This is a genomic window from Streptomyces niger, from assembly GCF_000718305.1.
GTDB classification, from domain to species: Bacteria; Actinomycetota; Actinomycetes; order Streptomycetales; family Streptomycetaceae; genus Streptomyces; species Streptomyces niger.
Map to the genome: position 1 here is coordinate 567,677 of NZ_JOFQ01000002.1, position 25,142 is coordinate 592,818.

A 25,142-nucleotide genomic window follows, 5' to 3' on the forward strand; every position below is an offset into this window, starting at 1 on the left:
CTTGCGGACACGCGCGACCGCTGGGTAGCGGCGGTTTCACCGTTAGGTGCGATGGTTGTGTGCGCCTGGCGGGGCGCGTGGTTCGTCGTTAACACCCTAGATGCTCGACGTGATGGGGCTGTCCGTCGGTGCCGACCGTTTGGAGTGGGAGTGGGAATGGGGGGCTTCTGGGAGCCAACCGGGTGTCGCCCCGCTCCCCGGCCTTCGTCGGCCAGGGGCTCCAAAGCGGGAAAACGTTGATGTGCCGTTTCTCGCGAGGTAAACGCTCTACACGGCCTTGGACTCCTTATCAGAGGTCGTTTTCTCCGGTTGTTTCATCCCGGAATGCGGATTTAATGGGGTGATGTCGGGTCGCGCCAGGAGACGGTGTTCTCGCTGGTGAGGCGGCGGGCCATGAGGTAGGTCATGGCGAGATGGGTCATGGCTTCGGAGCGAGCGCGCAGGGTTTCGTAGTCGCACGCCAGGCGGCGGTGGAGCATCAGCCAGCCGTAGGTCCGCTCGATGGTCGAGCGTTTCGGGATTGGGGTGAATCCCGCAGCAGGCCGAGGGTGCCGGTGATAATGCTGCGTTTGCGGCCCACGATCTTCTTGCCCGCGTCGATGCCCTGCGTCCTGGCGGGCACGGAGGTGGAGGTCTTCACGCTCTGTGCGTCGATCACGCAGGCCGAGGGGTGGCAGTGCTTGCCCTCCTGCTGGTGCACCAATCCCGCAGCAGACCGCCCAGCTGGGCGAAGATGCCGTCCCTCTGCCATTTGGCGAAGTAGCCGTAGACCGATTGCCAGGGCGGGAAGTCGGCCTCATGAGGCAGATCATCAGCGGCTCCGGCGATGTGCGTGCGGCTTCGTTGGTCGATGCGGTGCGCAGGTCGTTGGTGTGATTGGTCGGGCTTGTCGCGGCAACGACCTGCTGCTCCGACTCCGCGAGTTCCTCGTATCGCGTCTTTCCAGCACACGCAGCCATATGCGTCCCATTGATGCCACGCGCGTGCTCCGGGACAGGCCATAGCGGATGTCGCGGCGACCGCGTTGTCGCTGCGACCGAGACGTTGATGCTCACGTCCTTCTTGGTTTGTCAGTGGGCTGTGTGAGGATAGTCGGGCCCAACGAGGTCAGGCATGATGTCTACTTCACGCCAGAGTCTCAGAAGCGGAGAGTGCTGGAGCTTTTGCGGTGAAGGGCGGCAGGGGTTGACCAGGCGCCACGGACGTACAGAAGGCAGGCCGGTTCCTCCGGATTCCGGACCCGAGTGACGCAGAGCGCGCCTGCTACCGCAGGGCATTCGACGCCGCACGCCAGTACGCTCCAAACGCAGTCAGCGCGCCCTGGGTGCCCGCGGACGGGCGCCTCGCCCAGTCCGCAGACAGTCCGCAGGACCCCCGTAAACGCCAACCGACGACCAACGCAACCAATCGCCGAAACCCCAGGTCAGCTACCTAGAAGGACCTCCGTCGCAGGTCAAAATCGGCCGCCCCACGTTCCGCTTCAACGTATAGCGAGCCGAGTGCCGCCACATTAATCAGGCGGTACGCGTAAGCCAGCAGGGGCCCGACTCTTTTGAGTCGGGCCCTCGGTGGTTTTCGTTATCGCTGCCGGACGGACCCCGGGTGGATAGGACTCAGGGCTTGAGGGTGAAGGTGAAGTCGTTGGAGACCTTGCCGCTCAGGCGGATTGCCGACACGATTTTGCCGTCCGCGATCAGTCGCTCGACCTCGCTCCGGGAGAGGCCGCAGCCTTCGGCGATCAGGCGTACCGGTCGGACGGGGATCTGCGCGGTGAAGCGGACGGAGACGTCCCGCACCTCGCGGTCCGCGTGGTCCGATTCGCCGGTGTCGAGGCGCCAGGCGTTGTCCCAGTCGAGGGCGATGCGATTGCGGCGCCGTACGACCGAGTCCTGGAGCAGCTCGGCCGCCAGGCCGGGGTCGTTGTCGTGCGCCCGGTCCAGCAGGTCGGAGCGTACGGAGCGAACGTTCACCCGCTCCATGACCGTGAGTTTCGTCGTCTCACCGCACGCGGTGCAGAGCGCGAGGAGCCACACGTCGAGGAGCTTGTGGTTCGCGTTGACGCGGAACTTGCCGCTGGTCCGGAAGGTCTCGGACGCGCAGTCGTGGCAACGGCGGCGAATGAGCGGCAGACGGACGGGTTCGACTACCCAGTTTTCGAGCACAGAAGTACACCTGTTCCAGTGAGAAATCCGCAGCAGAAAGGAGCGCGGCGCACAGGCGCGACGCGCGACGCATTAGCGCTCGGGAGGTCTCACAGGGTGTACAACGGCAGGTCCTCGGCTGGACGACTTGGGTCGGCAGCATGGTAGTGACACACAGCGGCACTGCTCCACCGGTTTTCGGACATCTCACCGCCAGGGTCTGTAGGGCGATCTGGGTACCAACACCGGTGCGAGCGGGGTGACTTGGGTGCCTCCCGGTGAGTATGAAGGACGCTACGGAGCGCCGGCGTCCTGCGCGTCCACGGCAGGTTGATCCGTGGGTAAGCGTGGCGTTGATGCGTATGCGTCGTGGCTACGTATTTCGCTTACCGGTCCGGGGCCGCCCGGGGCCCGAGTGGGGAAGGGAAAGGGAACAGGGCGGGAAGTCCCCAGTACACAGTGGCCGTTATGTGTGCACACTCCCCGAGGAGCTCGCAGTTCAAGCTGCTGATGGTGATGCCCAGCCACCAACTGGTGCGGAAGGGCGTCGAAATGGGGTTCCGTATCTGGTCGGTATGGGATCCGTCGGAGCTGGAGGCCGACTTCGCACCACGTATCGAGGACGCCTCCGAACAGCTACTGCTCACCGATTTCACCGACGAGGCCGGGCTGCGCGAGGTCATCACGCGGACCGCGCGGCGCCATGGCATCGACGCGGTGCTGCACTGCGGGCACGGCAGCACCGTCGTGCCGGTGGCCCAGGAAGCCTGGCGGCTGGGCCTGTCCCCGAATCCCCCGGGAGCGTACGAACGGCTCCAGCTCTGCGCAGGTGCTGACCTGTCTCCCGCCGAGATCCCCAGGGTCGGTGTCGAGACGCTGACCGTGGACGGAGTCCACCATGTCGTGGGCATGACGGCTCAACGCACGACCGGGCCGCCGCACTTCTTCGTGACCGGCCACCTTCATCCGGCGCCGTTGACCGACGACGAGCGGAAGATCATCGGGGCGGCGGTCGAGGAGCGGCTGACGGCGAGTGGATACCGTTCAGGGCCGGCCACCACGGAGGTGGCCTTAGAGGTCGACGGGCCGCGGATCGTGTCCTGTCGGGCGCAGCTGGGTGCCGACCGTATCCCGCTGCTCGTCGACATCGCGCGCGGGTTCGACCTGGAGGCGGCGGTCTTCACGGGGCTCCTGGGCAGCACCCCGGTCGTGCCGAGCGCTTCCCGGTACGCGGAGGTCGGCTTCTTCCTGCTGCCGGAAGGGCGGCTGGAGACGTACACCGGTACGGAGGACATCGCCGTGTCCCCGTGGGTGCGCGGGGCCCGTTTCCCGTACGCCGTCGGGGACCGGATCCCACCCGTCGGCGACCCGCGCGCCCGGCGCGCCTATGTGGTCGTCGAGGGCGATACCCCGGAGATCACCCGTGAACGGGTGGCCAAGGCGCGACAAGATCTTGTCGCCGATATCCGACCGGCCTCCCGATAACGCGCTCCGGGTGGTTATGTTCTCCTTCTGAAGCAGGGAATGCACGGCGGCGGCAAGCGGATGTGAACACGCCGGGTGCGGGTTCTCCACGCAATGATCTACTCTCGCGAGGAGGCGTGTCCCATCTCATCGCTGACGGGGGAGGTCAGGGTGCGGGCCGTGACATCGAGACAAATTGAAGACGACACAAGTCCTCAACCGGAGTTCGCCATTCTGGGATCTCTGGAGATCCGTAGCGGCAGCACTCTCATCCCGGTCAACGGGGCCCTGCAACGACGTGTCCTCGCGACGCTGCTCCTCGAAGCGGGGCGCGTCGTACCCATCTCCCGACTGGTGGCGGCCGCCTGGAATGAGGAACCGCCGGACAGCGCCGAGCACCAGGTGCGCAAGACGGTGGCCAAGCTGCGCAGCCGCCTCCCGCACGGCCCCGACATCATCGTCACCGACGGGCCCGGCTACCGCGCGGTCGTCGCCACCGAACGACTCGACCTGCTCCGCTACCAGCAGTTGCTGCGGCGGGCCAGGGAGTCGCTGGAGGAGGGGGAGACGGAGCAGGCCGCCGGGCAGCTGCGGGAGGCGCTGGCGCTGTGGCGCGGACCGGTGCTGTCCGGTTCCGGCGGCCGGGTGGTCGACGCCGCCTCGACGGCCCTGGAGGAGCAGCGGCTCACCGCCGCCGAGCAGCTCTACGACCTGTGCATCGACGCGGGCGAGGCCGCCGAGATCACCGGCGAGCTGCGGGTCCTCGTGGACGAGCATCCGCTGCGCGAGACGCTGCGCAGCCGGCTCATGCTCGCCCTGTACCACTCCGGTCAACAGGCCGCCGCACTGGACGAGTTCGCGCGTGTGCGGAGCCATCTCGCGGACGAACTGGGGATCGACCCCGGCGTGGAGCTGACCGCACTGCACGAACGCATCCTGCGGCAGGACCCGTCGCTCATCCGTCCGGAGCGCACCGCGTCCCGTGTCCCGCCCCCGGCGGCCGAGGCCCCGCACGCGCTGCCGTTCGACGTGCCCGACTTCTCGGGCCGCAGCTCCGAGCTGCAGTGGATCTGCGACACGGCCAGGCGCGCCCCGGAAGGGTCGCCGACGGTCCTGGCGCTCGACGGCATGGGCGGCGGCGGCAAGACCGCCCTGGCCATCCGCGCCGCCCATCAACTGGCCGAGCGGTATCCGCACGGCAGTCTCTTCATCGACCTGCACGGCTTCACGCCGGGCCAGGCGCCGCTCAGCGCGTTCCACGCGCAGGGCGACCTGCTGGCCGCCGCCGGCATTCCCAGCGACGAGGTGCCCACGGTGCCGGCGGGCCGCGCCGCGCGCTGGCAGTCCTACATGCGAGGCCGTCGCATGGTGCTGGTCCTGGACAACGCCGCCGCCTCCGAGCAGGTACGGGCGCTGATCCCCGCCTCTTCCGACAGCCTGGTGCTGATCACCAGCCGCCCGCGGCTGACCGGACTGGATGGAGCCGAGTGGCTCTCCGTGGGCGCGCTTCCGGAGCTGGACGGTCACCAACTCCTGCGCAACACCCTCGGTGTCGAACGCGTCGTGAAAGAGCCCGACGCCTCCCGTGAGCTGCTGCGGTTGTGCGGCGGGCTCCCGCTGGCGGTGCGCATCGCCGCCGCGCGGCTGGCGAACCGCCCGCACTGGACCGTCCAGCGACTGGTCGAACGGTTGCGGGACCACGACCGGCGGCTGGACGAACTCACCAGCGAGGGCCGGGGCGTCGCGGGCGCACTGCTGCTGTCGTACCAGTCCATGCCCCCGGACCAGCGCACCGCTTTCCGGCTGCTCGGCCACCACCCCGGACGCTATCTGGACGCAGAGGAAGCCGCCGCGCTGTTGGACACGGACGCCCTGACGGCCGAGGACGTGCTGGAGGAGCTGGTCGACGTACGGCTGCTGGAGGCCAGGGAGCGGGGGGTCTACGCGCTGCACGACTTGGTGCGCAGCTTCGTGCAACGGGTCGCGCAGGACGAGCGGGCGCCGGAGGACGGGCAGGCGGTACGGCGACTGCTGGACCACTACCTGAGCACGGCGGAAGCCGCGTGCGACACGCTGTTCCCCGGTCGGCGCCGGTTCGGGACCTGCGACGCGGAAGGGCAGGAGTGCGACGAGTTCGACCACGAGGACAAGGCGCTCCAGTGGCTCGACCAGCACCGCGACAGCCTGCTGGCGGCGGTGGACGCCGCGTACCACGGTGGGTTGCTGTGGCACGCCGCGCGGCTGCCGCGTGAGCTGGGCTTCCACTCCAGCATCCGCGGCTACGACGCCAGCGCGAACGAGGCTTTGGAGAAGGGCGTCAGCGCGTCCCGGAAGCTCGGCGACCAGCCTCTGACCCGGCTGAACCTGATGAACCTGGCCATGGGCAAGTGGCGGCTGGGGCAGTTGCGGGACGCGGTCACCCGGCTGGAGGAAGCCGTGGACCTGTCCCGGCTGATGGAGGACGTGCACAGCGAGGCGGAGTGCCGGGCCCGGCTGGGACAGGCGTACAACAGCATGGGGGAGCTGGAACGCGCGCTGCAGCTGTGCCAGGAGGCCAATGCGCGGGCGCAGGAGCTGGACTTCACCCGGCTCGACGGCTCGTCGCTGAGCACGATGAGCCAGATCCAGGTGCGGCTCGGGCGGTTCGAGGAGGCGGCGGAGTCGGCCCAGCGGGCGGTGGCCATCTTCGATTCGATCAAGGAGGTGCAGCTCTCCGTCGACGCGCTGAGCAATCTCTCCCAGGCGATCGAGGGCCTGGGGCGTTTCGAGGAGGCGCTCGCCCGGGCCGACGCGGCGCTGGAACGGTGCCAGCGCATGAGCATGCCCTCGGTGCTGCCGCTCGTCCTCGCCCGCAGGGCCGATGTGCTGCTCCGGATGGGCGAGTTGGAGGAGGCGGCGGACAGCGTCGGGCACGCCCTCGCCAAGGCCACCAGCAGTACGGACGACATCCACCGAGCCACCGTGCACCTCTCGGTCGGACGCGTGCGGTACGCGCAGGGGGACCTGGACATGGCCCAGGCCCAGCAGCTCCTGGCCCACGAGATCGCCTGCCGCATGGAGTTGCGTTACGACGAGGCGTGCGCGTTGTGGGGTCTCGCTCGTACCGTCGAGGCCCAGGGCCGCCTGCAAATGGCCAGGCGGCACCGCTCGGCGGCGGAGGGCCTCTTCTCCCTGATGAGGGTGCCGGAGATCGCCTGGTGAGTCCGTTACGTCGGGGGGCCCACGGCGTGGGGATCGGGCGGGTGTCCAGAGGGGAACGGGCCGGGAAGAGGGATCGGGAGCATCTGCGGAGTCAGAACAGCCCAGCTTCTCCAAGGAGTCCGAAAATGCGCGTCACCTCTGTCGCCGCCACCGTCCTCGCTCTTCTCGGGGGTTTCACGGCCTCTGCCGTCGCCGCCGAAGCGCCGGCGACCGTTCAGCAGTACTCCGTCGCCTCCGCTCCCATGACGGACGTGGCCGTTACCGGGGACAACAACGGCAACGGCTGAGGCCTGCTGACATTCGACACCGCGACGGGCGGCGGACCGCGTCCGGTCCGCCCTCGCATCGCACCCTTTGATGCACGTCACGCCGTCAAGGCCGAACAGGTGCCGCCCGGTGGGAGTCTCGCGCGATCCGCGAGCGCTGCAGTGAGGCCTGTACCGAGTCCTGCAATGCCTGAGAGCACGATGGTCTCCCTCGAACCGGGGCGTCACGCGTCGTGTGTCGGAGGTGTGGCGGTCCCGTTCACCACAGCGAGGCTTCTGCCCAATTCTTGACCAGGGGGAACACAATGACGATTCGGGTGCTCATCTGTGACCAGTTGCCCGTCATCGCGGACGGTCTGAAGACCCTCCTCGACGCGGTGTCGGACATCGATGTGATCGGTACGACCCACAACGGCATGGAAGCCATCGTTCTCGTGCGCACCATGCGTCCCGATGTCGTGGTCACGGACCTGAGCCTCCAGACCATCTCCGGCCTGGAGATGATCCGCAGACTCGACAAGGAGGAGGCACCACCCAACGTCGTCGTGTTCACCGCGTCCGACACCGACAAGACGGTGAGCGATGTGCTGCATGCCGGCGCGAGCTGCCTGCTCGGCAAGGACGCGAGCCCGCAGGAGCTGATCTCCGCGATCCAGGCGGCGGCCGCCGGCCGGACCATGCTCGCGCCCAAGATCGCGGAGCGCCTGGTCTCGTGGTTCCGCGCGCAGCCGGAACCCCAGGAAGCCGAGGCGTGCCCGGAGGTGACCGAGCTGACCCCGCGGGAACGGGAAGTGACCCGGATGGTGGCGCAGGGCATGTCCACGGAGGAGGTGGCCCGGGAGCTGATCATCGGCGAAGCCACGGTCCGTACCCACCTCTACCGCGTGCGCACCAAGCTCGGCGTCCGCGACCGCGCCGAGCTGGTGTCACTGGCCTACCGGACCGGCCTCATCCACTCGGTCGGGCAGCCCCTCGGCGACGACAGGGTCGCGGCGCCGGTGGGGCTGCGCGCGAGTTGAGCCCCTACGACCGGGCGACCGACGCCGCGACCGGAAGCTCCGCGCCGGCCGCGGCGCGCCGGGCTGCCCGGAGCCGGTCGGCGCCGACCAGCCGCCACAGCGCGGCCGGATCGCCGTACCGGGTGGACTCGGCCGCGGCCAGCCGGAAGTACCGGTGCAGGCCCAGTTCTGCCGTCATGGCGCGCACCCCGCAGCTCTGCATGCTCAGCCGCACCACGTCGCGCGCGGTCTCGGCGGCCATCGCCAGTGCCGTGGCCGGCAGGCAGCCGACGGCGTCCGGCGCGGAGTCGACCGACCAGGCCCCTCGGTACACCGCGGCCCTGGTCGCGCGCACCGCCACCATGGCCCGCGCCAGCGGGAACGAGACCGCGGGGAGATCACGCAGCCGGGTGCCGAACTGCCGCCGGAAACCTCCGTACCCCACCGCGATCCGGTGCGCGCCGTCGGCGATGCCCAGCAGGTAGGCGGCCTGCCGCAGGCGCGCCCTGGCGAGGGGACCGGTGGGTGCGTCATCCAGCGTCCCGACCACGTCCGCCGGGGTGACCGGCGTGGCCTCGAACCGGACGGCCGGGGGCCAGCACCCGTCGGCCACGGTGACGCCGGCCGCCTCGCGCTCCACCGCGACGAGCACCGGCTCCTCGCCTGTCCTGGTGGCCACCAGCAGCGGCCCGTGGCCCACGTCGTCGACGGTGACCGTGCCGGTCAGTGTCCAGCCGCCCGCGCGCGGGGTCGCCGTGACCCCACCGCCGACCGGCAGCGCTTCCAGTCCGGCCGGTGCCGCGCCCGCCGGGCCGCCCAGGTCCGCTGCCAGCGCGTCGGCCCGGTAGGAGTTGCCGCATGCCGCGCGGCCGAGTTCCTCGCTGACGAGCACGCCGGCCGTCAGGCCGAGGCCGAGGCCGCCGGCGGCGGCCGGCCGTTCGTAGTCGGTCACACCCAGCGCGTCGAGCACCGCCCGGGTCGGGCCCGCGGGCCCGTCGGTCACCGGTGCGCCGTGCAGGTCCGTCCGGGCGGGGACGCCGGCCAGGCCGGTACGCAACGCCTTGCGCAGCCGGCGGGCGAGCGGGTCGGGGGTGAGGTCCATGTCAGTGCTCTTCCTGTCCGATGGAGTCGAACGCGGCGGCCATGATCTGCAGCATCACCTCGGAGGTCCCCGCCGACAGCGTGAGCCCGGGCGCCTCCCGGTAGGCGGAGTCCAGGGTCACGGCCGCCCTGGTGCCGTGCGCGCGCTGCTCGGGGCCGGGGATGTCGGCGGCCCACGCGGCGATGCCCTGGGCGAGTTCGCTGCTGTGGTACTTGGCGACGGCTGCCGAGACCGGGTCGACCCGGTCCGACGCCAGCCCGGTGAGCACCTCCCAGGCGAGGACGTGGTCGGCCGTGAGCGCGCCGTACCAGCGGCCGATCTGTTCGAGGCGGTCGTCGTGCGGGGAGTCCGGGGCGCGCTCGATGAGCGCCTCCAGCGCGGCCTCGAACCAGTGCTCCGCCTTGAGGTAGTAGTCGAGCCCGGTGCGTTCGATGGCCAGTGCCTCGTTGAGCAGCGGCCATCCCTCGTCGCGCGGGCCGAGGAGGTCCTCGCCCGACACCGGGACCGCGTCGAGGTCGACCCGGTGGAAGTGCTCGTCGCCGACGCCGGGGATCATCGACACCGTCACACCGGGAGCGCCCATGTCGACCAGGAACAGGCTGATGCCCTGGTACTTCCCGGCGTCCGGCGTCGTACGGGCCGCGCACAGCCCGAGGTCGACGAAGCGTGTCTTGAGGCTGAACACCTTCGTGCCGGTGATCCGGTAGCCGTCGCCGTCGGGTTCGGCGACGGCCCGCAGCGCGCCGAGGTCCGACCCGGCGTCCGGTTCGGTGTAGAGCACCGAGGCGAAGCTCTCCCCGCGGGCGAGCGCGGGCAGGTACCGGCGCTTCTGCTCGTCGCTGCCCGCCATCAGCAGGAACTGGCCGACGATCTGGATGGTGTTGACGTGGAACGTGTCCGGCACTCCCGCGCGCACCAGTTCCTCGGCGACGATCGCGGCATCGGTCGGCGGGCGGCCCTCGCCGCCGTACTCGACGGGCCAGTGCACGGCGAGCAGGCCCAGCTTTCCGAGCAGGCGGTAGAGCGGGCGCGCGTCCGGTTCGACACCGTACGCGCCGGTGGCCTCCGCCGCCGCGGCACGCACCTCGGCGGAGCGCAGCGCCTTGCGCACGTTCGCCCGGAACCGTTGTTGATCCTCGGTGAATCCGAACCGCATGTACGTCTCCTCAGGTGGCGAGCGTCTGCTCGATCGCCGCGACGACCCGGCTCAACGCCGGCTCTGTGAAAAGGGTGTAGTGGTCTCCGGGCACGCTCTCGGCCCGGAACGGGCCCGTGCACACCGCCCGCCACTGCTCTTCCATGGCGAGGTGGGGCGAGGCGGTGAGCACGGTGACCGGTCCGCCGTACGGGGTCGGGGGGCGGTACGCCTGCATCGACAGGGCACAGGACCGGAAGGTGGCGAAGCGGGCGGCCAGCTCCTCCTCGGTGAGTTCCAGGTCGACGCCGAGGCGCGTCAGGGTCTCCCTGACGTCGGCCACGCCGGCGGTCGGGTCGTCGAGGACCGCGTGCACCTCCGGGCCGTCGCGCCCCGTCAGCCGGGCGACGTCGTGCACGAACCGCTGCCGCACCGTCGGCTCGTCGAGGGGGACGGTGTCCTCGTCGTAGGCGGCGTCCAACAGGACCACCGGCGGGCGCTCCCCGGTCTTCCGCTCGATCTGCCGGGCGACCTCGAAGGCGAGCACGCCGCCGTAGGACCAGCCGGCCAGGCAGCACGACTCCGGCAGGCCGCTCTCGATCAGGGACTGCGCGATCCGGGCGGCGGTCGCCGCCATCCCGTCCTGCGGAGCGACGGCGGCATCGCGGGGATCGGCGGCGAAGCCGGTCACCCCGATGTCCTCGCGCAACGCCCTGACCAGCGGGATGTAGCAGAACAGCGCGCCGCCCGAGGGGTGCAGCAGGATCGCCTGCGCCGGACCCGACGCGCGCATCACCACCGGCGCGCGGTCGTCGCCCGGCGCGGGGGTCCGGGTGGTCTCCCGTCCGGACAGGCTCTCCAGCGCATCGAGCGGGTCGTCCTCGTCGCGCCGTGCGGCGCGGGCGGTGTCGATGGTGGCGGCCAGGTGGGCGACGGTGGGCGAGACGAAGAAGTCGCCGAGCGCGATCTCCACCCCGAACCTGCGGTGGATCGCCGACATCAGCTGGACGGCCTGGAGACTGTTGCCGCCCGCCAGGAAGAAGTCGTCGTGCACGCCGAGCCGGTCGTCGCGCAGCAGGGGAGCGAGCACGTCGCGCAGCAGCCGGCGCTCCGTCGCGGTGAGCGACTCGTCGTGGTGCCCGTCGCCCGCCCGGCTCACGTCCGGCGCGGGCAGGCGACGCCGGTCGACCTTGCCGCTGCTGGTGAGCGGGAGCTCGTCGAGGACCACGAAGTACGACGGGATCATGTACGACGGCAGGAGCGTGCCGAGATGCTCGCGCACCGCCGGCACCTGCTGCTCGGCGATGCCGGTCAGGTAGCCGACCAGGTGCTTGTCGCCGTTGTCGTCGGCCCACGCCTGTACGCTGACCGGCCCGATGCCGTCGAAGCCGGTCAACGCCGACTCCACCTCGCCCAGTTCGATCCGCAGCCCGCGGATCTTGACCTGCTGGTCGATCCGGCCGAGGAAGACCAGCCGCCCGTCCGCCAGCCGTTTCACCAGATCCCCGGTCCGGTACAGCCGCCCACCGGGCGCGGTGCCGAACGGGTCGGCGACGAACTTCTCCGCGGTCAGCTCGTCCCGGCCGAGGTAGCCGCGCGCCAGCCCGGCACCGCCGATCACCAGCTCGCCGGGCACGCCGACCGGCACCTGGCGCAGGTCGCGGTCCAGCACGTGCGCCACGTGGTTGGTCATGGGCAGGCCGATCGGCGGCGAGGCGTCCCAGGTGCCCGGGCACTCCTCCACGATCATCGTCACGGTGCACTCGGTGGGCCCGTAGCCGTTGAACAGCCGCCGGCCGGGGTTCCACCGGTTCACCAGCTCACCGCTGAAGGCCTCGCCGCCGACGAACGCGATCCGCAGGTCGGCGAACTTCTCGGGCGCCAGCAGCGGCATCACGGTGGGCGGCAGGTCGATGACGGTGATGCCGGCCCGTTCCATCAGCGACTGGAGCCGGTCGATGGACAGCCGTTCGTCGTCGGTCGCCAGGCACAGGCGTGCCCCGGTCAGCAGCGCCGAGAACGTCTCGAAGACGGAGACGTCGAAGGTCACCGACGCGAATCCGAGCACCCGGTCGGCCGGGGTCAGGTCGAACAGGTCCCGCGTGGAGTCGATGAAGTTGACCACGCCGCGGTGTTCGAGCAGCACGCCCTTCGGCTTGCCGGTGCTGCCGGAGGTGTAGATGACGTACGCGACGTCACCGGGCTGCGCGGCGAGCGGGGGATTGTGGTCGGGCAGTGCCGCCAGTTCCGCGCGGACGTCGTCCAGCGTGATGACGGGCGTGGCGACCTCGCTCACCGCCTTGTCGGCCTCGGCGTGGGCGATCACCACCCGCACCTCCGCGTCGGCGGCGATCTCCGCGACCCGCCCGGGGGGATGTGTCGGGTCGAGCGGCACGTAGGCCGCGCCGGCCTTCAGCACCGCGAGGATCGAGGCCGGCACGTCCGCGTTCCGGCGCAGGCACAGGCCGACCCGCGCGCCCGGCTCGACGCCGCGCTCGCGCAGCAGGGCGGCGAGCCGGTTCGCCCGGGCGTTGAGCTCGGCGTACGTGGTCTCGACGCCGGCGACGACGACCGCCACGCTGTCCGGGGCCTCCCGGACGCGCGCCTCGAACTCCGCCACGATCGTGGATTCGCGTATCGGCCGGACCGGCCCGCTGCCGACCTCGGCCAGGAACGCCTTGTCCGCCGGGCTCAGTACCTCGGCGGCGGACAGCGGAGCGTCCGGAGCGGCGGTCAGGGTGTGCAACAGTCCGTCGTAGTGCCGGGCGAACCGGGCGATGCTCTCGGCGTCGAACAGGTCGGTGTTGTACTCGATGGCGAGGAGCGCGTCGGCGCCGGGAGCCGCCTGCTCCGCCAGGTTCCAGCTCATGTCGAACCGGGAGGTGCGGGTCCGGACGTCCTCCCGCGAGGCGGCGACGCCGGGGAAGTCGGTCGTGGTGGCGGCGCTCTGCACGCCGAAGGCGATCTGGAAGAGCGGGGAGCGGGACGGGTCGAGGACCGGGTCCACCGCCTCGACCAGCTTGTCGAACGGCAGGCCGCCCTGCGCGTACGCCTCGGACGAGACCCGCTTGACCCGTTGGACCAGCTCGCGGAAGGTCGGGTCGCCGGTCAGGTCGGCGCGCAGCACCCGTACGTCGGTGAAGAGGCCGAGCACCGAGGACAGGGAGTCGTACCGCCGGTGCGCGTCCGGCGAGCCGATCACCAGGTCGGCCAGGCCGGAGTAGCGGTGCAGCAGGGTGAAGAACGCGGCGACGAGGACGTCGGACGGGTTCGCGCCCTCCTCCCGGGCCAGTTCCCTCGCCCGCGCCAGGGCGCCGTGGTCCACGGCGAAGCTGCCGCTGTCGCCGGCGAAGGTCCGTGCCTCGCCGCGCGGCCGGTCGGTCGGGAACTCCAGCACCTCGGCGCCCGCCAGCTTGTCCCGCCAGTAGGCGGCGCGCTCGTCCAGGTCGCCGCTGCCGAGCCGGTCGCGCTCCCACACCGCGTGGTCCGGGTACTGCACGGGCAGGTCGGGCAGCCGTGGTGCGTCGCCGTCGCGCGCGGCACGGTAGAACTCGGCGAGGTCACGCACCAGCACCTCGCGCGACCGGTCGTCGCAGACGACGGTGGGGACGTCGAGCAGGAACAGGTGATCCTCCGACGCCACCCTGACCAGCGCCGCGCGCCACATCGGCGTCCGGCTCAGGTCGAACGGCTCGGCGGCCCGTTGCTCGACCAGTGCCCGCGCGGCGGCCAGCCGCTGTTCGTGGTCGTCGCCCGCCGCCTCGATCACCGGCAGCTCGACCGGGACCTCGGTGGCGACGACCTGCATCGGGCCGCCCTCGCGCGGCACGATCGCGGTGCGCAGCGCCTCGTGCCGGGCCACGACGGAGGCCAGCGCCGAGCGCAGCGCGTCCGCGTCCAGTGCACCCTGCAGACGCAGGCACAGCGGAGTACCGGAGGCGGGGCCGTCCGGCGTCGGGTGGTCGAAGAACCGGAGGGTCTGCTGCGCGTGCGACAGCGGCGTCGGGCCCGTGTCACCGCGCGATGTGGGGCCTCGCCCCGCCACGGCTTCCGCGTGCTCCCGCAGCCGGGTGAGGAACTGCGTACGACGCTGTGCGGGCAGCGCGGCGAGGCGCTGGGTCAGGTCGGTCACCGGAGGCTCCTCACGGGCAGCGGCGCGGCGCTCGCCGGGGCGTCCGCGCGCACGGGCAGGTGCGCCAACTCCGAGAGCGCCTGGGTCAGCACGTCGATGCCGCGCAGGTAGTCCGACAGCACGATGTGCTCGTCATCGGCGTGGTCGAGGCTGCTGTCGCCCGGGCCGTAGGTCGCCATCGGGATGTCCCAGACCTCGGCGAGGGTGTTCATGTCCGAGGTGGCCGTCTTGACCACGAGACGCGGCCGGGCGTGCAGCTGCCGGATGCCGGACACCAGCGCGCGCACCGCGGGGTCGGCCCGGCCCACCCGGCAGGCCGCCACCGAGTTCAACACGTCGAGGTCGCCGGCCGGCAGTCGGTCACGCAACCCGTTCACCAGCGCCTCGACGTCGAACCCCGGGGGGATGCGGATGCTGAGGTCCGCCGTCGCCGTGGTCAGATCGCCGTTGAGCTGGCACAGGGTCGCGCCGGGCCGGTCGAACACGGCGTGGCTCGCGTCCGGCCCGAGCAGCTCGACCAGCGCGTCCCAGCAGGCGACGGCCAGTTCGGAGGCCTTCGGCACCGGGTTGCTCGGGTGGGTGGCCGGACACTTGACGGTGTAGCGGAGGTCCAGCTTGCCCTTGTAGCCGAGCACCACGCTCGACCAGCCGCTCGGTTCGCCGATGATCAGCGCGTCCGGCCGGGCGTGGGTGGCGCGGATCGCCATCGCGCCACGCGAGCGCGGGGTCTCCTCCTCGACGACGCCGACCACCACGATCCGGCCGGGGAAGTCCACCGCGCCGGCCGCGGCACAGATCATCGCCGCGAGCGGTCCCTTCGCGTCCACCGCGCCGCGGCCGTAGAGCCGGCCGTCCTCGGAGCGGACCGGGAAATGGCCCGAGACGGTGTCCATGTGCCCCAGCAACATCACGGTCGGGCCGGCGCCGCGCTCGATCACGCCGATCACATTGCCCACGCCGTCGATGTGCGCATCGAAGCCCAGACCCGTCATTGCTTCGACCAAATAGTCCGCCAGCGCGCGCTCTTGATAGGACGAGGAGGGGATCTCCAGCATCTCGCGCAGCAGTCCGGCGGCGTACGTCTCGGTGACGTTGCCCGAAGAAGTGAACGCCCAATTCATCGTTGCGCTCGTTCCAGTAGGTGGTCGACGATGTGGTCCGCGACATCGACCCGGTCGCCGAGTGCGGATTGAAAACCGGAGAACTCGACCCGGTGATTGACCTCCAGGACCAGCAGCCGGCCGTCACGGTCCTCGATCAGATCGACACCGGCGATGTCGGCGCCGACGGTGGCGGCCGCGGTGAGGGAGAGCTTGTCGATCTCCGGGGTCACCTCGCACGGCCGGGTCTGCCCGCCGAGCGCCACATTGGTACGCAAGGACTCGCCGGTCCGGTACACGGCGCCCAGCACCTGACCACCGACCACGATCACCCTGATGTCCCGGTCGGGCTTCTCGATCAGCTCCTGCACGTACCCGAGGTGCGACTGCGGGCCGGGCAGCGCGGCGGCGTACTCCAGCACAGCTTCCGCGCTGGCGCGGTCGGGCAGCGGGACCACCAGCCGGCCCCACGAGCCGACCAGCGGTTTGATCAGCGCCGGGTAGCCGACGGAGTCCAGGGCGGCCAGCGCGGCCTCCGGGGTGAGGCCGAGCGCGGTGCGCGGCGTCGGCACCCCGGCCGCCTCCAGGGCCATGGTGGTGCGCCACTTGTCGCCGCACACCTCGGTCGCGTCCGCGCTGTTGACCACCTCGACGCCCGCCGCGGCGAGGCAGCGGGCCGCGTACGCCGCGCGGACCTGGCCGATCTCCCGGTTCAGGGCGAGCTGCCAGGGCAGGTCACGCCGGCCGGCCAGGAACCATTGCCGGCGCGTGTCGACGTGCTCGAAGGGGACACCGCGCCGGTCGAATGCGTCGAACAGCCTTTTCTCGTCCGCACCGACCCGGCTGGCGAGTACGGCGATATTGCAGTCACCTGGGCGCTCTGGTGTCGCTGACACGTGACCTCCGTATTAGGACCACTGGTTGACCGGACGGCATGCCCGAGCTGCCGCGTGGAAAGGAAACTACGAGCTCGCCGACGCCGGGAGCGTCCGCGACAAATTCATTGCCGGGGACGCATTTCGCTGACTTTCCCGCCGAGCCGCTGCGAATTCTGATTACACGGTCCGGTCGGCCGCTGTGCCACGCTTGTCTGGATTTGAATGGTCAGCGCAATAGTTCGCTGCAGACAAGAGACGAGGGGGAAAACGTGGGACACACACCGGAGCGGATACCGGTGCTCGCTTTGTGGAGCGCGCCGCGCTGCCGCTCCACCGCTTTCGCGCGGATGATGACGGAGCGGGGCGATCACGTCGTCGTGCACGAACCGCTTTCCCGGGTGGTCGACTTCGGCGAGGTGACGGTCGGCGACCGGACCGCGCGCACCGAGCAGGACGTGCTCGCGGCGCTTCGCGCCCTCGCGGCGGAGCAGCCGGTGTTCTTCAAGGACACCACGGACTTCCACTACCCGGCGCTCCTCGCCGACGAGGCCTTCCTCTCGGCCGCGACGCACACCTTCATCATCCGGGACCCGGCCGAGGCCATCGCGTCGCACCATGCGCTCAACCCGGACCTCGGCCGCGACGAGATCGGCTTCGCCCGGCTGTACGAGATCTTCACCGCCGTGCAGGCCGCCACCGGCAGCACGCCGGTCGTGATCGACTCCGACGACCTGCTCGACCGGCCGGTCGAGACCGTGCGGGCATACTGCGAGGCCGTGGGCATTCCCTTCCTGCCCGACGCGCTGAGCTGGCAACCCGGCATGCGGCCGGAATGGCAGTCGACCAGTAAGTGGCACCGGTCGACCAGCCGGACCGCCGGTTTCGCGCGGAGCTCGGACGGCGGGGCCGAGGCGGTCGAGGCGGACCCGACGCTGCGGGCCTACCGCGATTACCACCGGCCGTACTACGAGAAGTTGCGCGCTGTCGCGCTCCGACCGTGACCGTGCCGACCGGAATAGTCGACATGATTACCCGGCGAATGCGTCGGACAGCGTTTCGGCTGACCAGGGTAATCGGATTGCGGACGAAGAGCGTGCATGACCGGGCTAGGTTCGGTACCTAAAATGGTGTTTCAGTGAGGTGGGTCACTTGACGGGCATTTCGGTGTCCTCCGCCAGAAGCAGGCTGTGCGAGACGGTCGATATCTCCGGCCATCGCAACAACACGGCCATCTCCGCGGCGACGGAGACCAGAGCGGGGGCATTCAATGTATGGCGGAACTCGTTTGCGGCCGAATACCTGCCCGAGGGCAAGAGTCTGGTCCACGTGGACGGTGTTCCCTTCGAGTTCCCTCCGGTCCTCGACGGACCGGACAACGTCCGCTGTGCCGGGCAGTTCATTCGCGTCCCCGAGGGCCGGTACGACTGGATCCATGTCCTGGCCGCGTCCGAACGGCGCTGCGAGGACACCGTCGAGCTGAACTTCGCCGACGGCGCGGTCGACACGGAACCGCTCCGAATCTCCGACTTCTGGGCGGCGCCCGCGTGGTTCGGCGAGGTCAAGGCGTTCGAGAGCCTCGTCATGCACTACCCGCACCACGTGCAACGAGGCGTGCCGGCGGTCATGTGGGCGCAGCGCGTGCCGGTCACCCGGCGGGCCGGCCTGACCGGCATCCTGCTGCCCCGCAACGTCGCGGTGCATGTCTTCGCGGTCACCCTCCAGCGGACGGAGCCCTGACATGACCGTCGACGCGACGGCACGGACGTACATGATCACCGGTCCGGAACCCGAGTGGTGGTACCGCGACCTCATCAGCTGCCTCCAGGCCACGTTCGGTTCGCTTCTGATACGGGAGGGGGCCGACCCGCTGGCCGTGCTCGGCGCGGGCTGGCGGTTCCTCCACCTGCCGGGCGACATCAGGTCCGAGGAGTTCTACTACCCGTGCCCCACCGGCGAGTCCGGTGGGACCGACCTCGGTGCCGCACTGGCACCGCACCACGACCTGCACGCGCGCTGGTGGCAGCCCGCCGACGAGAACGACGTCTGGCGGGAGGTGCGCGCGTCGCTGGCCGACGACCGGCCGGTCATCGCTGCCGTGGACAACTTCCACCTGCCGTTCCGGCCCGCGTACGGGGACGTGCACGCCGCCCACCTGGTGGTGATCTACGGCCTGGACGAGACCCGCGGAGTGGTCCACGTCTCGGACGCGATGCCGCCCGCGTTCCGCGGTGCCGTCCCGATCGAGAAGTTCCTGTCGAGCTGGGGTTCGGCGAACCCGACCGACGACCAGGACGCCTTCTTCAGCGACTCGCGGATCGGCCGACGCTGCCTCGACGTCCGGCTCGACGTCCCGCCGGCGCCCCTGACGCCCGAACTGCTCGGCGGATACCTGCGCATCGACGCCGCCGGCTTCACCACGGCGTCCCCGGACAGCTCCGCCCGTACCGGCCTCGCCGGATACGACGAGTTCGCCGCGGAACTGGTCGAGCGCTGCCGGGCCGCGGACGCCGGCGCGCTCCGCGAGCTGTACCCGTTCGGCTGGGCCATGCAGGCGCAGGCGTCGCTCCACGGTGAACTGCTGCGCCGCTGCGGCCGCGAATGGGACGATCCGGCGCTCGCCGGAGCAGGACGCGCGGTCGAGGCCGTCGCGCACGCGTGGACCGGACTGCGGTTCACCGGCGCACACGGACTTGAGGACCCGCGCGCGGTCGCCTCCGACATCGCGCATCACGCCACGGTGTTGCGCGGCGCTTACCAGCGTGCTGTCGATGCCGTCGGCGCGGCGGCGGCGCGGCTGTGACCGCACACGCATCGACCACCGTGGCCCTGTGGAGTGGAGAGTGATGAACAAGCTGGCAGCGTTCGGCGGCACGGCGGCCGTGCCGAGAGACCGACGCCGGGTGCAGTGGCCGTTGGTCGAGGAGGAGGACCGCAAGGCCGTCCTCGACGCGCTCGACGGCGCACGGCTGGTGTCCGACACGGACGGCGCGAACCCGGTGTCCTCCCTGGAGGAGAACTGGGCCCGCCGCTTCGGCTTCGAGCACTGTGTCGCGGTGTCCAACGGCACCGCGGCACTGGCCCTCGCGCTGGCCGCGCTGGGCGTCGGGCCAGGGGACGAGGTGATCGTGCCCGCGCTCAGCTTCATCGCCACCGGGCTCGCACCGGTGCACCAGATGGCCGTCCCCGTGTTCGCCGACATCGACCCGGTCACCTTCAACATCGATCCGGCCGACGTGGAGCGCCGGATCACGGACCGCACCAAGGCGATCATCCCCGTGCACCTGCACGGCGCGCCCGCCGATATGGACCGGATCACCGCGATCGCGCGCAAGCACGGCCTCGCGGTGATCGAGGACGCCGCGCAGGCCCCCGGGGCGACCCACCGCGGGCGGCCGGTCGGCGGGATCGGCGACGCCGGCGCCTTCAGCCTCCAGGTCAGCAAGAACATCCCGACCTGTGGCGAAGGCGGCCTGCTGGTGACCCGCAGCGCCGAGCTGGCCGAGGCGATGCGCAAGGGCAGGCAGTTCGGCGAGGTGATCGAGAGCGGTCGCGACCGCGACTACATCTCCTACGGCCTGGGCTGGAACTACAAGATGAACGCCCTCCAGGCCGCGTTCACCGACACGCAGCTCGCCCGGTTCGACGCCTACGAGCGCGCGCGGCAGCAGAACGTCACCGCGTTCCTCGGGCGACTCGCGGCCCTGCCCGGCCTGCAGGTGCCGACCGCGCTGCCGGACACCACCCACGCCTGGCACATCCTGCGGTTCCGGTTCGACGCGGCCGCGTTCGGCCTGGACGGGGTGCGGCCGGAGGCGCTGCGCTCGGCACTGCGGCGGCTGCTGCGCGCCGAGGGCGTACCGATGTCGCAGTACCAGCTCATGCCGCTGCCGGACCAGAAGGTCTTCGTGGACCGCGTCGGCTTCGGCGCGGGCTACCCGTGGTCCGTGACCGGCGCGCCCGGCACGGTCGCGGGGGAGGGCTACCCGGTGACCCGCGCGGTCATCGCCGACTCCCTGACCATCCAGAAGCGCCACCTCCACCCGGGCGCCGGCGAACTGCTCGGCATGTACGCGGACGCCTTCGAGAAGGTGTGGGCGAACAAGGACATGGTGGCCACGCTCGCGAAGGCGGCCTCATGACAGTCACTACGGCCCTGGAGCGGGACACCCTCGCCACGGCCGCCGCACGCATCCGCTCCCACGTCGTCGACATGTGCGCGGGGCCCGAAGGCGGCCACCTCGGCGGCGCGTTCTCCTGCGCCGACGTCCTCGCCGCGCTGTACTTCTCGGTGCTGAACGTGGACCCGCAGCGGCCGGACGACCCGGATCGCGACCGCTTCCTGCTCAGCAAGGGCCACGCCGCAGTCGGCCTGTACGCGACGCTGGCCGAACGGGGCTTCTTCCCGGTCGAGGAGCTCGCCGGATACGGACGCCCCGGCAGCCGGCTGATGGGCCACCCGGTGCGCGCGGTGCCCGGTGTGGAGCTGCCGACCGGTTCGCTCGGCCACGGTCTCGCGCTGGGCTGCGGCTTCGCGCTGGCCGCCCGGTACGCCGGCAGTGCCGCGCGCAGCTTCGTCCTGCTGGGCGACGGCGAACTCCAGGAGGGCTCGGTGTGGGAGGCGGCCATCGCGGCCGCCTCGCTGCGCCTGGACCGGCTGGTCGCGGTGGTGGACCGCAACGGACTGCAGCTGACCGGCGCCACCGACGGCATCGCGCCGATGGAGCCGCTGGCGGACCGCTGGCGCAGTTTCGGCTGGGCGGTCCGCGACGTGGACGGCCACGACCCGAACCAGCTGGCGGAGCATCTCAACGCCGCGCCGTGGGAGCCGGGCAAGCCGAGCGTGCTGATCGCGCGCACGGTCAAGGGCCAGGGGCTCCCGTTCCTCGCCGGCCGCAGTGCCAGCCATTACGTGACGCTGTCGGCGCGCAACCACGCGCGGGCGGTGCGCGCCCTACGCACCACGGAGGTCGCCGGATGAGCCGCGCAACGCGGGAGGCGTACCGGGACACGCTGCTTTCCCTGCTGGAGCGCCACCCCGAGCTGATGTGCCTGGACTCCGACACCGGCCTGTTCAACGCCGAGCACGCCGCGGCGGCCGGCGACCAGTACCTCAACATCGGCATCGCCGAGCACAACCTGATGGGCATGGCCGCCGGGATGGCCGCGTGCGGGCGGATCCCGTTCGTCAACACGATGGCCGCCTTCGCCACGTCCCGGGCGCTGGAAGCAATCAAGATCGACATCGCGTACAACCGGCTGCCGGTCCGCATCATGGCCACCCACGGCGGGCTCGCCGCTGGCCACCTCGGGCCGACGCACCAGGCCCTGGAAGACCTCGCCGTGATGCGGGCACTGCCCGGCATGACCGTGGTGGTGCCTGCCGACGCCGCCGCCACCGAGGCGTTCGTCGAGCAGAGTGTGCACCTGGCCGGGCCGCTGTACGTCCGGCTCGGCCGCAAGCCGACGCCGGCGCTGCCCGCGGCCCCGGCACCGGTCATCGGGCAGGCCCAGACGCTGCGGCAGGGCGGCGACGTGGTGCTCGCGAGCTGCGGGCCGTACCCGGTGCTCGCCTGCCTCGCGGCGGCGGACGTCCTTGCCGCGCAGGGCATCGAGGCCACCGTGCTGAACCTGCACACCCTGCGGCCGTTCGACACGGAGACGCTGGTGGCCGCGGCCCGGCCGGCCTCGCTCGTGGTCACGCTCGAAGAGCACTGGCGCAGCGGCGGCCTCGGCGGCGCGGTGGCCGAGGCGCTGGCGGAGGCGGCACCCACGAGGGTGCTGCGGCTGGGCATGCCCGATCAGTTCGTCAACGAGGTGGGCAACCAGGAACACCTCGTCACGCACTACGACCTCACCGCGGAGCGGGTGGTGAAGACGGTGCGTACCGCCCTCGACACGGCCGCCGGTCCCGGCAGGGGCGAGCGCGAGGACCGGTCGGCAGCCGGTGTGCCGGTGCTGACGTGATCACCTCCCGCCCCGTGACTCAACAATTCCGAAAGGAGACGAGTGCCGTGGACACCACGCGCAGCCATGTAGTCCATGTCGGCTTCGCCGAGCAGCACATCGACTCGATCGAGTTCGGCGAACACCAGGTCTCCCTGCTGGTGAACCGGCATCTCGCCGAGCAGATGTCACCCGCTGCACGGCAGCGCTTCGCCCGCATCGGCGTGCTCGACGTACCGCACACGCTGGACTTCGACGCCTACGACCGGGCCCTCGACCAGATGATCGAACTGGTCGAGGAGTTCGCCGCGGAACTCGGCCCGCCGACCGCCGTCGTCGCCATGTACGAGCAGGTCACGCTGCCCGCGGCGCGGTTGCGCGACCACTTCGGTGTGCCGGGGGTCGACACCGAAACGGCACTGCTCTGCCGGGACAAGGTCCGCATGAAGGAGGTCATGCGGAGCAACGGGATACGCGTCCCCGCGTTCTGGGCGGTGGACGCGAGCACGCCGTACGCCGACCTGGAGAAGATCGCGGCTGCGGTGCCGGGCCGGCTCGTCCTCAAGCCGCAACGGCAGGCCGGCAGCTTCGGCATCATGGTCTTCCGCGACGGAACGGAGTTCCTCGCGCATGCCCGGGACCACGGCATCCCCGACGACCACGAGGTCGAGGAGTTCATCGACGGCGACGTGTGCCATGTCGACGGCGTGGTCCGGGACGGTGAGATCCGCTTCCTCAGCGCCTCGCGGTACATCGGCGACTGCCTGACCTTCCAGAACAGCGAGCAGCACCTTTCGGGCGTCACCTTCGACGACGCCTCGACGTTGGCACGGATCACCGATCTCACCGCGCTCGTGCTGAAGTCGCTACGGCTGCACACCAGCACCTTCCATCTGGAGCTGTTCCGCACCCCCGACGACGAGCTGATCTTCCTGGAGATCGGCAACCGCTTCGGCGGCGCCTACATCAGCGATTCGATCCGCGCGGTCTACGGCGTGGACCTGGTTCGCGAGTCCGTGCTGGCCTGCATGGGACTGCCGTCCGAGGTCGGGGCGGTCACCAGCATCCTGGACCACGAAGGCGTCGGCGCCTCCGGCTGGCTCTACACCGCCCTGCCGGAGAGCGAGCCCTGCGTGGTCAAGCGCATCCGGGGTCTCGATGTGTGCCCGGACTCCGTGGTGCTGTCCGAGATCCCCGACATCGGCCAGACGCTCAACGACGACATCGCCGTCTTCCCCAACACCGGCAAATTCGCCCTGGCCGGCGCGAGCTCCGCGGAAGTCGAGCGGGACATCCGGCGGCTGGCCGCCGCGTACGCCGTCGAAACAACCCCCCGGAGAACCCCACACATCTGAACCCGCACCGCGCGGAAAGGCGTACTCATGAGCAATGGCAGCGCCACTGGCGCCACGTTCCACCTCGGAGAACTGCACGGCTCCCTGTCCGACCCGGTGCTGAGTTCCATGACGCTCCTCAACGAGATCACGGGGCGCTTCCCGGATGCCGTGTCCTTCGCGGCCGGGCGCCCCTACGAGGAGTTCTACGACCCGCTGCAGATCCACGACCACCTGGAGCGATTCCGCAAGTACCTCGAAGTGGAGCGCGGCCTCGGCTCCGAAGAGGTGCGGACGGCGCTCTTCCAGTACGGCCACACCAAGGGTCTGCTGACGGACCTCCTGGTGCGGCATCTGGCCGTCGACGAGGGGGTGCACGCCGACCCCGATTCCGTGGTGGTCACCACCGGCTGCCAGGAGGCCATGATCCTGCTGCTGCGCGCCCTGCGTACGGGCAGTGCGGACGTGATCCTGGCGCCGGCACCGACGTACGTGGGGTTCCTCGGCGCTGCCCGCCTGATGGACATGCCCGTCCTCCCCGTCGCGGAGGGCTCCGGCGGCATCGACGTCGAGGACCTGGTGGTGCAGATGGGCCGGGCCCGGGAGCGGGGACTGAACCCGCGCGCCTGCTACGTGGTGCCGGACTTCGCCAACCCCAGTGGGCTCAGCATGAGCCTCGCCGACCGCCGGCTCCTGCTCGACGTGGCGGAGCGGGAGGGCATCCTCCTCATCGAGGACAACCCGTACTCCCTCTTCAACGCCGACGGCCGCCGGCTGCCGTCGCTGAAGTCACTGGACACCACCCGACGCGTCGTCTACGTCGGCTCCTTCGCCAAGACGGCGTTCCCCGGCGCTCGCGTGGGCTATCTGGTCGCCGACCAGCGGGTCTCGGGCACCGGCCCCGGAGAAGGCCCGCTGCTGGCCGACCAGCTCGCCAAGCTCAAGAGCATGCTGACCCTGAACACGTCGACGATCTCCCAGGCCGTGATCGGCGGGAAGCTGCTGGAGACCGACTGCAGCATGACCCGGGCCACCGAGCGCGAGGCGGAGATCTACCGGCGCAACCTCGCCGCGGTCCTGGCCGGCCTCGACACGTACTTCCCCGTCCCGGAGGACGGCTCGCGTCCCCGGGCGACCTGGAACATCCCGGGCGGCGGCATGTTCGCGGTGGTCACCCTGCCCTTCGAAGCCGACGCCGCGATGCTGGAGTACTCGGCGAGCGAGTTCGGGGTGTTGTGGACCCCGATGCGCTACTTCTATCCCGAGGGTGGCGGCACGCACCAGATCCGCCTCTCCTTCAGCGTGCTCACCCCCGAACGGATCGACGAGGGCCTCGCGCGGCTCGCCGCCCTGGTCCGCGACCGTACCGCCCACCCCTGAGGCAACCGGTTCCCTCGGCCCCACGAAGCGGAAGCCTCACCGGCCCGAGGCCGGTGAGGCTTCCGCGT

At 70.8% G+C, this 25,142-nt stretch carries 19 protein-coding genes and 1 pseudogene; 12 read left to right on the plus strand and 8 right to left on the minus strand.

The annotated features are described in order from the left end of the window. Nucleotides 1–332 precede the first annotated feature (332 nt). Nucleotides 333–807, minus strand: a pseudogene (locus IF20_RS37450) (IS5 family transposase); the annotation flags it as partial. An 806-nt stretch (nucleotides 808–1,613) separates the two neighbouring features. Next, on the minus strand, nucleotides 1,614–2,162 hold the full coding sequence (locus IF20_RS06355) for a DUF1062 domain-containing protein (RefSeq protein WP_052863954.1): 549 nt from the start codon (nucleotides 2,160–2,162) through the stop codon (nucleotides 1,614–1,616). A 447-nt stretch (nucleotides 2,163–2,609) separates the two neighbouring features. On the opposite strand from IF20_RS06355, the gene IF20_RS06360 reads away from it, so the two are divergent. The 4 genes from IF20_RS06360 (at nucleotide 2,610) to IF20_RS06370 (ending at nucleotide 8,091) form a co-directional block, all read left to right on the plus strand. After that, the gene (locus IF20_RS06360; protein WP_052863955.1) at nucleotides 2,610–3,626 is read left to right on the plus strand and encodes a hypothetical protein; all 1,017 of its coding nucleotides are present in this window, start codon (nucleotides 2,610–2,612) and stop codon (nucleotides 3,624–3,626) included. A gap of 159 nt (nucleotides 3,627–3,785) precedes the next feature. Then, on the plus strand, nucleotides 3,786–6,806 hold the full coding sequence (locus tag IF20_RS06365) for an AfsR/SARP family transcriptional regulator (RefSeq protein ID WP_234426520.1): 3,021 nt from the start codon (nucleotides 3,786–3,788) through the stop codon (nucleotides 6,804–6,806). A 125-nt stretch (nucleotides 6,807–6,931) separates the two neighbouring features. Continuing rightward, a complete protein-coding gene (locus tag IF20_RS38990) occupies nucleotides 6,932–7,093 on the plus strand; it encodes a hypothetical protein (RefSeq protein ID WP_199896506.1) in 162 nt (53 codons plus the stop codon). Between the two features lie 284 nt (nucleotides 7,094–7,377). Next, nucleotides 7,378–8,091 carry a response regulator gene (locus tag IF20_RS06370; protein WP_052863956.1) on the plus strand — a complete coding sequence of 238 codons (714 nt, stop codon included), beginning with the start codon at nucleotides 7,378–7,380 and terminating at the stop codon, nucleotides 8,089–8,091. Nucleotides 8,092–8,095: 4 nt separating this feature from the next. Here IF20_RS06370 and IF20_RS06375 read toward each other — a convergent pair whose 3' ends face one another. The 5 genes from IF20_RS06375 to IF20_RS06395 are packed head-to-tail and all read right to left on the minus strand — an operon-like array spanning nucleotide 8,096 to nucleotide 16,435. Beyond that, the gene (locus IF20_RS06375) at nucleotides 8,096–9,172 is read right to left on the minus strand and encodes an acyl-CoA dehydrogenase family protein (RefSeq protein ID WP_052863957.1); all 1,077 of its coding nucleotides are present in this window, start codon (nucleotides 9,170–9,172) and stop codon (nucleotides 8,096–8,098) included. A 1-nt stretch (nucleotide 9,173) separates the two neighbouring features. Continuing rightward, nucleotides 9,174–10,328: an acyl-CoA dehydrogenase family protein gene (locus IF20_RS06380; RefSeq protein ID WP_052863958.1), complete on the minus strand. Its 1,155-nt coding sequence runs from the start codon at nucleotides 10,326–10,328 to the stop codon at nucleotides 9,174–9,176. Nucleotides 10,329–10,338: 10 nt separating this feature from the next. Then, complete coding sequence (locus IF20_RS06385) at nucleotides 10,339–14,439, minus strand: non-ribosomal peptide synthetase (protein ID WP_052863959.1); 4,101 nt, start codon at nucleotides 14,437–14,439, stop codon at nucleotides 10,339–10,341. Beyond that, a complete protein-coding gene (locus IF20_RS06390; RefSeq protein WP_052863960.1) occupies nucleotides 14,436–15,560 on the minus strand; it encodes a M20/M25/M40 family metallo-hydrolase in 1,125 nt (374 codons plus the stop codon). Before IF20_RS06390 ends, IF20_RS06385 begins: the two co-directional genes overlap by 4 nt. Continuing rightward, the gene (locus IF20_RS06395; protein ID WP_110943854.1) at nucleotides 15,557–16,435 is read right to left on the minus strand and encodes a RimK family alpha-L-glutamate ligase; all 879 of its coding nucleotides are present in this window, start codon (nucleotides 16,433–16,435) and stop codon (nucleotides 15,557–15,559) included. The genes IF20_RS06390 and IF20_RS06395 overlap by 4 nt, the downstream gene beginning before the upstream one ends. Before the next feature lie 251 nt (nucleotides 16,436–16,686). On the opposite strand from IF20_RS06395, the gene IF20_RS06400 reads away from it, so the two are divergent. Continuing rightward, nucleotides 16,687–17,418: a sulfotransferase-like domain-containing protein gene (locus tag IF20_RS06400; RefSeq protein WP_052863961.1), complete on the plus strand. Its 732-nt coding sequence runs from the start codon at nucleotides 16,687–16,689 to the stop codon at nucleotides 17,416–17,418. Between the two features lie 144 nt (nucleotides 17,419–17,562). Here IF20_RS06400 and IF20_RS40440 read toward each other — a convergent pair whose 3' ends face one another. Continuing rightward, entirely contained in the window at nucleotides 17,563–17,685 is a 123-nt protein-coding gene (locus IF20_RS40440; protein WP_267881121.1) for a hypothetical protein, read from the minus strand. Between the two features lie 58 nt (nucleotides 17,686–17,743). On the opposite strand from IF20_RS40440, the gene IF20_RS06405 reads away from it, so the two are divergent. Genes IF20_RS06405 through IF20_RS06435 form a run of 7 tightly spaced genes read left to right on the plus strand, consistent with a single transcriptional unit; the run spans nucleotide 17,744 to nucleotide 25,074 of the window. Continuing rightward, the gene (locus IF20_RS06405) at nucleotides 17,744–18,154 is read left to right on the plus strand and encodes a hypothetical protein (RefSeq protein WP_234426521.1); all 411 of its coding nucleotides are present in this window, start codon (nucleotides 17,744–17,746) and stop codon (nucleotides 18,152–18,154) included. Between the two features lies 1 nt (nucleotide 18,155). Next, nucleotides 18,156–19,217, plus strand: coding sequence for a BtrH N-terminal domain-containing protein (locus IF20_RS06410; RefSeq protein ID WP_052863963.1), 1,062 nt, complete (start codon nucleotides 18,156–18,158; stop codon nucleotides 19,215–19,217). Between the two features lie 43 nt (nucleotides 19,218–19,260). Further along, nucleotides 19,261–20,556, plus strand: coding sequence for a DegT/DnrJ/EryC1/StrS family aminotransferase (locus tag IF20_RS06415; RefSeq protein WP_052863964.1), 1,296 nt, complete (start codon nucleotides 19,261–19,263; stop codon nucleotides 20,554–20,556). Beyond that, on the plus strand, nucleotides 20,553–21,395 hold the full coding sequence (locus IF20_RS06420; protein ID WP_110943855.1) for a transketolase: 843 nt from the start codon (nucleotides 20,553–20,555) through the stop codon (nucleotides 21,393–21,395). The genes IF20_RS06415 and IF20_RS06420 overlap by 4 nt, the downstream gene beginning before the upstream one ends. Continuing rightward, the gene (locus tag IF20_RS06425) at nucleotides 21,392–22,381 is read left to right on the plus strand and encodes a transketolase family protein (RefSeq protein ID WP_052863965.1); all 990 of its coding nucleotides are present in this window, start codon (nucleotides 21,392–21,394) and stop codon (nucleotides 22,379–22,381) included. The genes IF20_RS06420 and IF20_RS06425 overlap by 4 nt, the downstream gene beginning before the upstream one ends. 47 nt (nucleotides 22,382–22,428) lie before the next feature. Then, nucleotides 22,429–23,715 (plus strand): ATP-grasp domain-containing protein, encoded by a 1,287-nt coding sequence (locus IF20_RS06430; RefSeq protein WP_052863966.1) that lies wholly within the window; start codon nucleotides 22,429–22,431, stop codon nucleotides 23,713–23,715. A 27-nt stretch (nucleotides 23,716–23,742) separates the two neighbouring features. Beyond that, nucleotides 23,743–25,074 carry an aminotransferase-like domain-containing protein gene (locus tag IF20_RS06435; protein WP_052863967.1) on the plus strand — a complete coding sequence of 444 codons (1,332 nt, stop codon included), beginning with the start codon at nucleotides 23,743–23,745 and terminating at the stop codon, nucleotides 25,072–25,074. The last annotated feature ends 68 nt before the right edge of the window (nucleotides 25,075–25,142 follow it).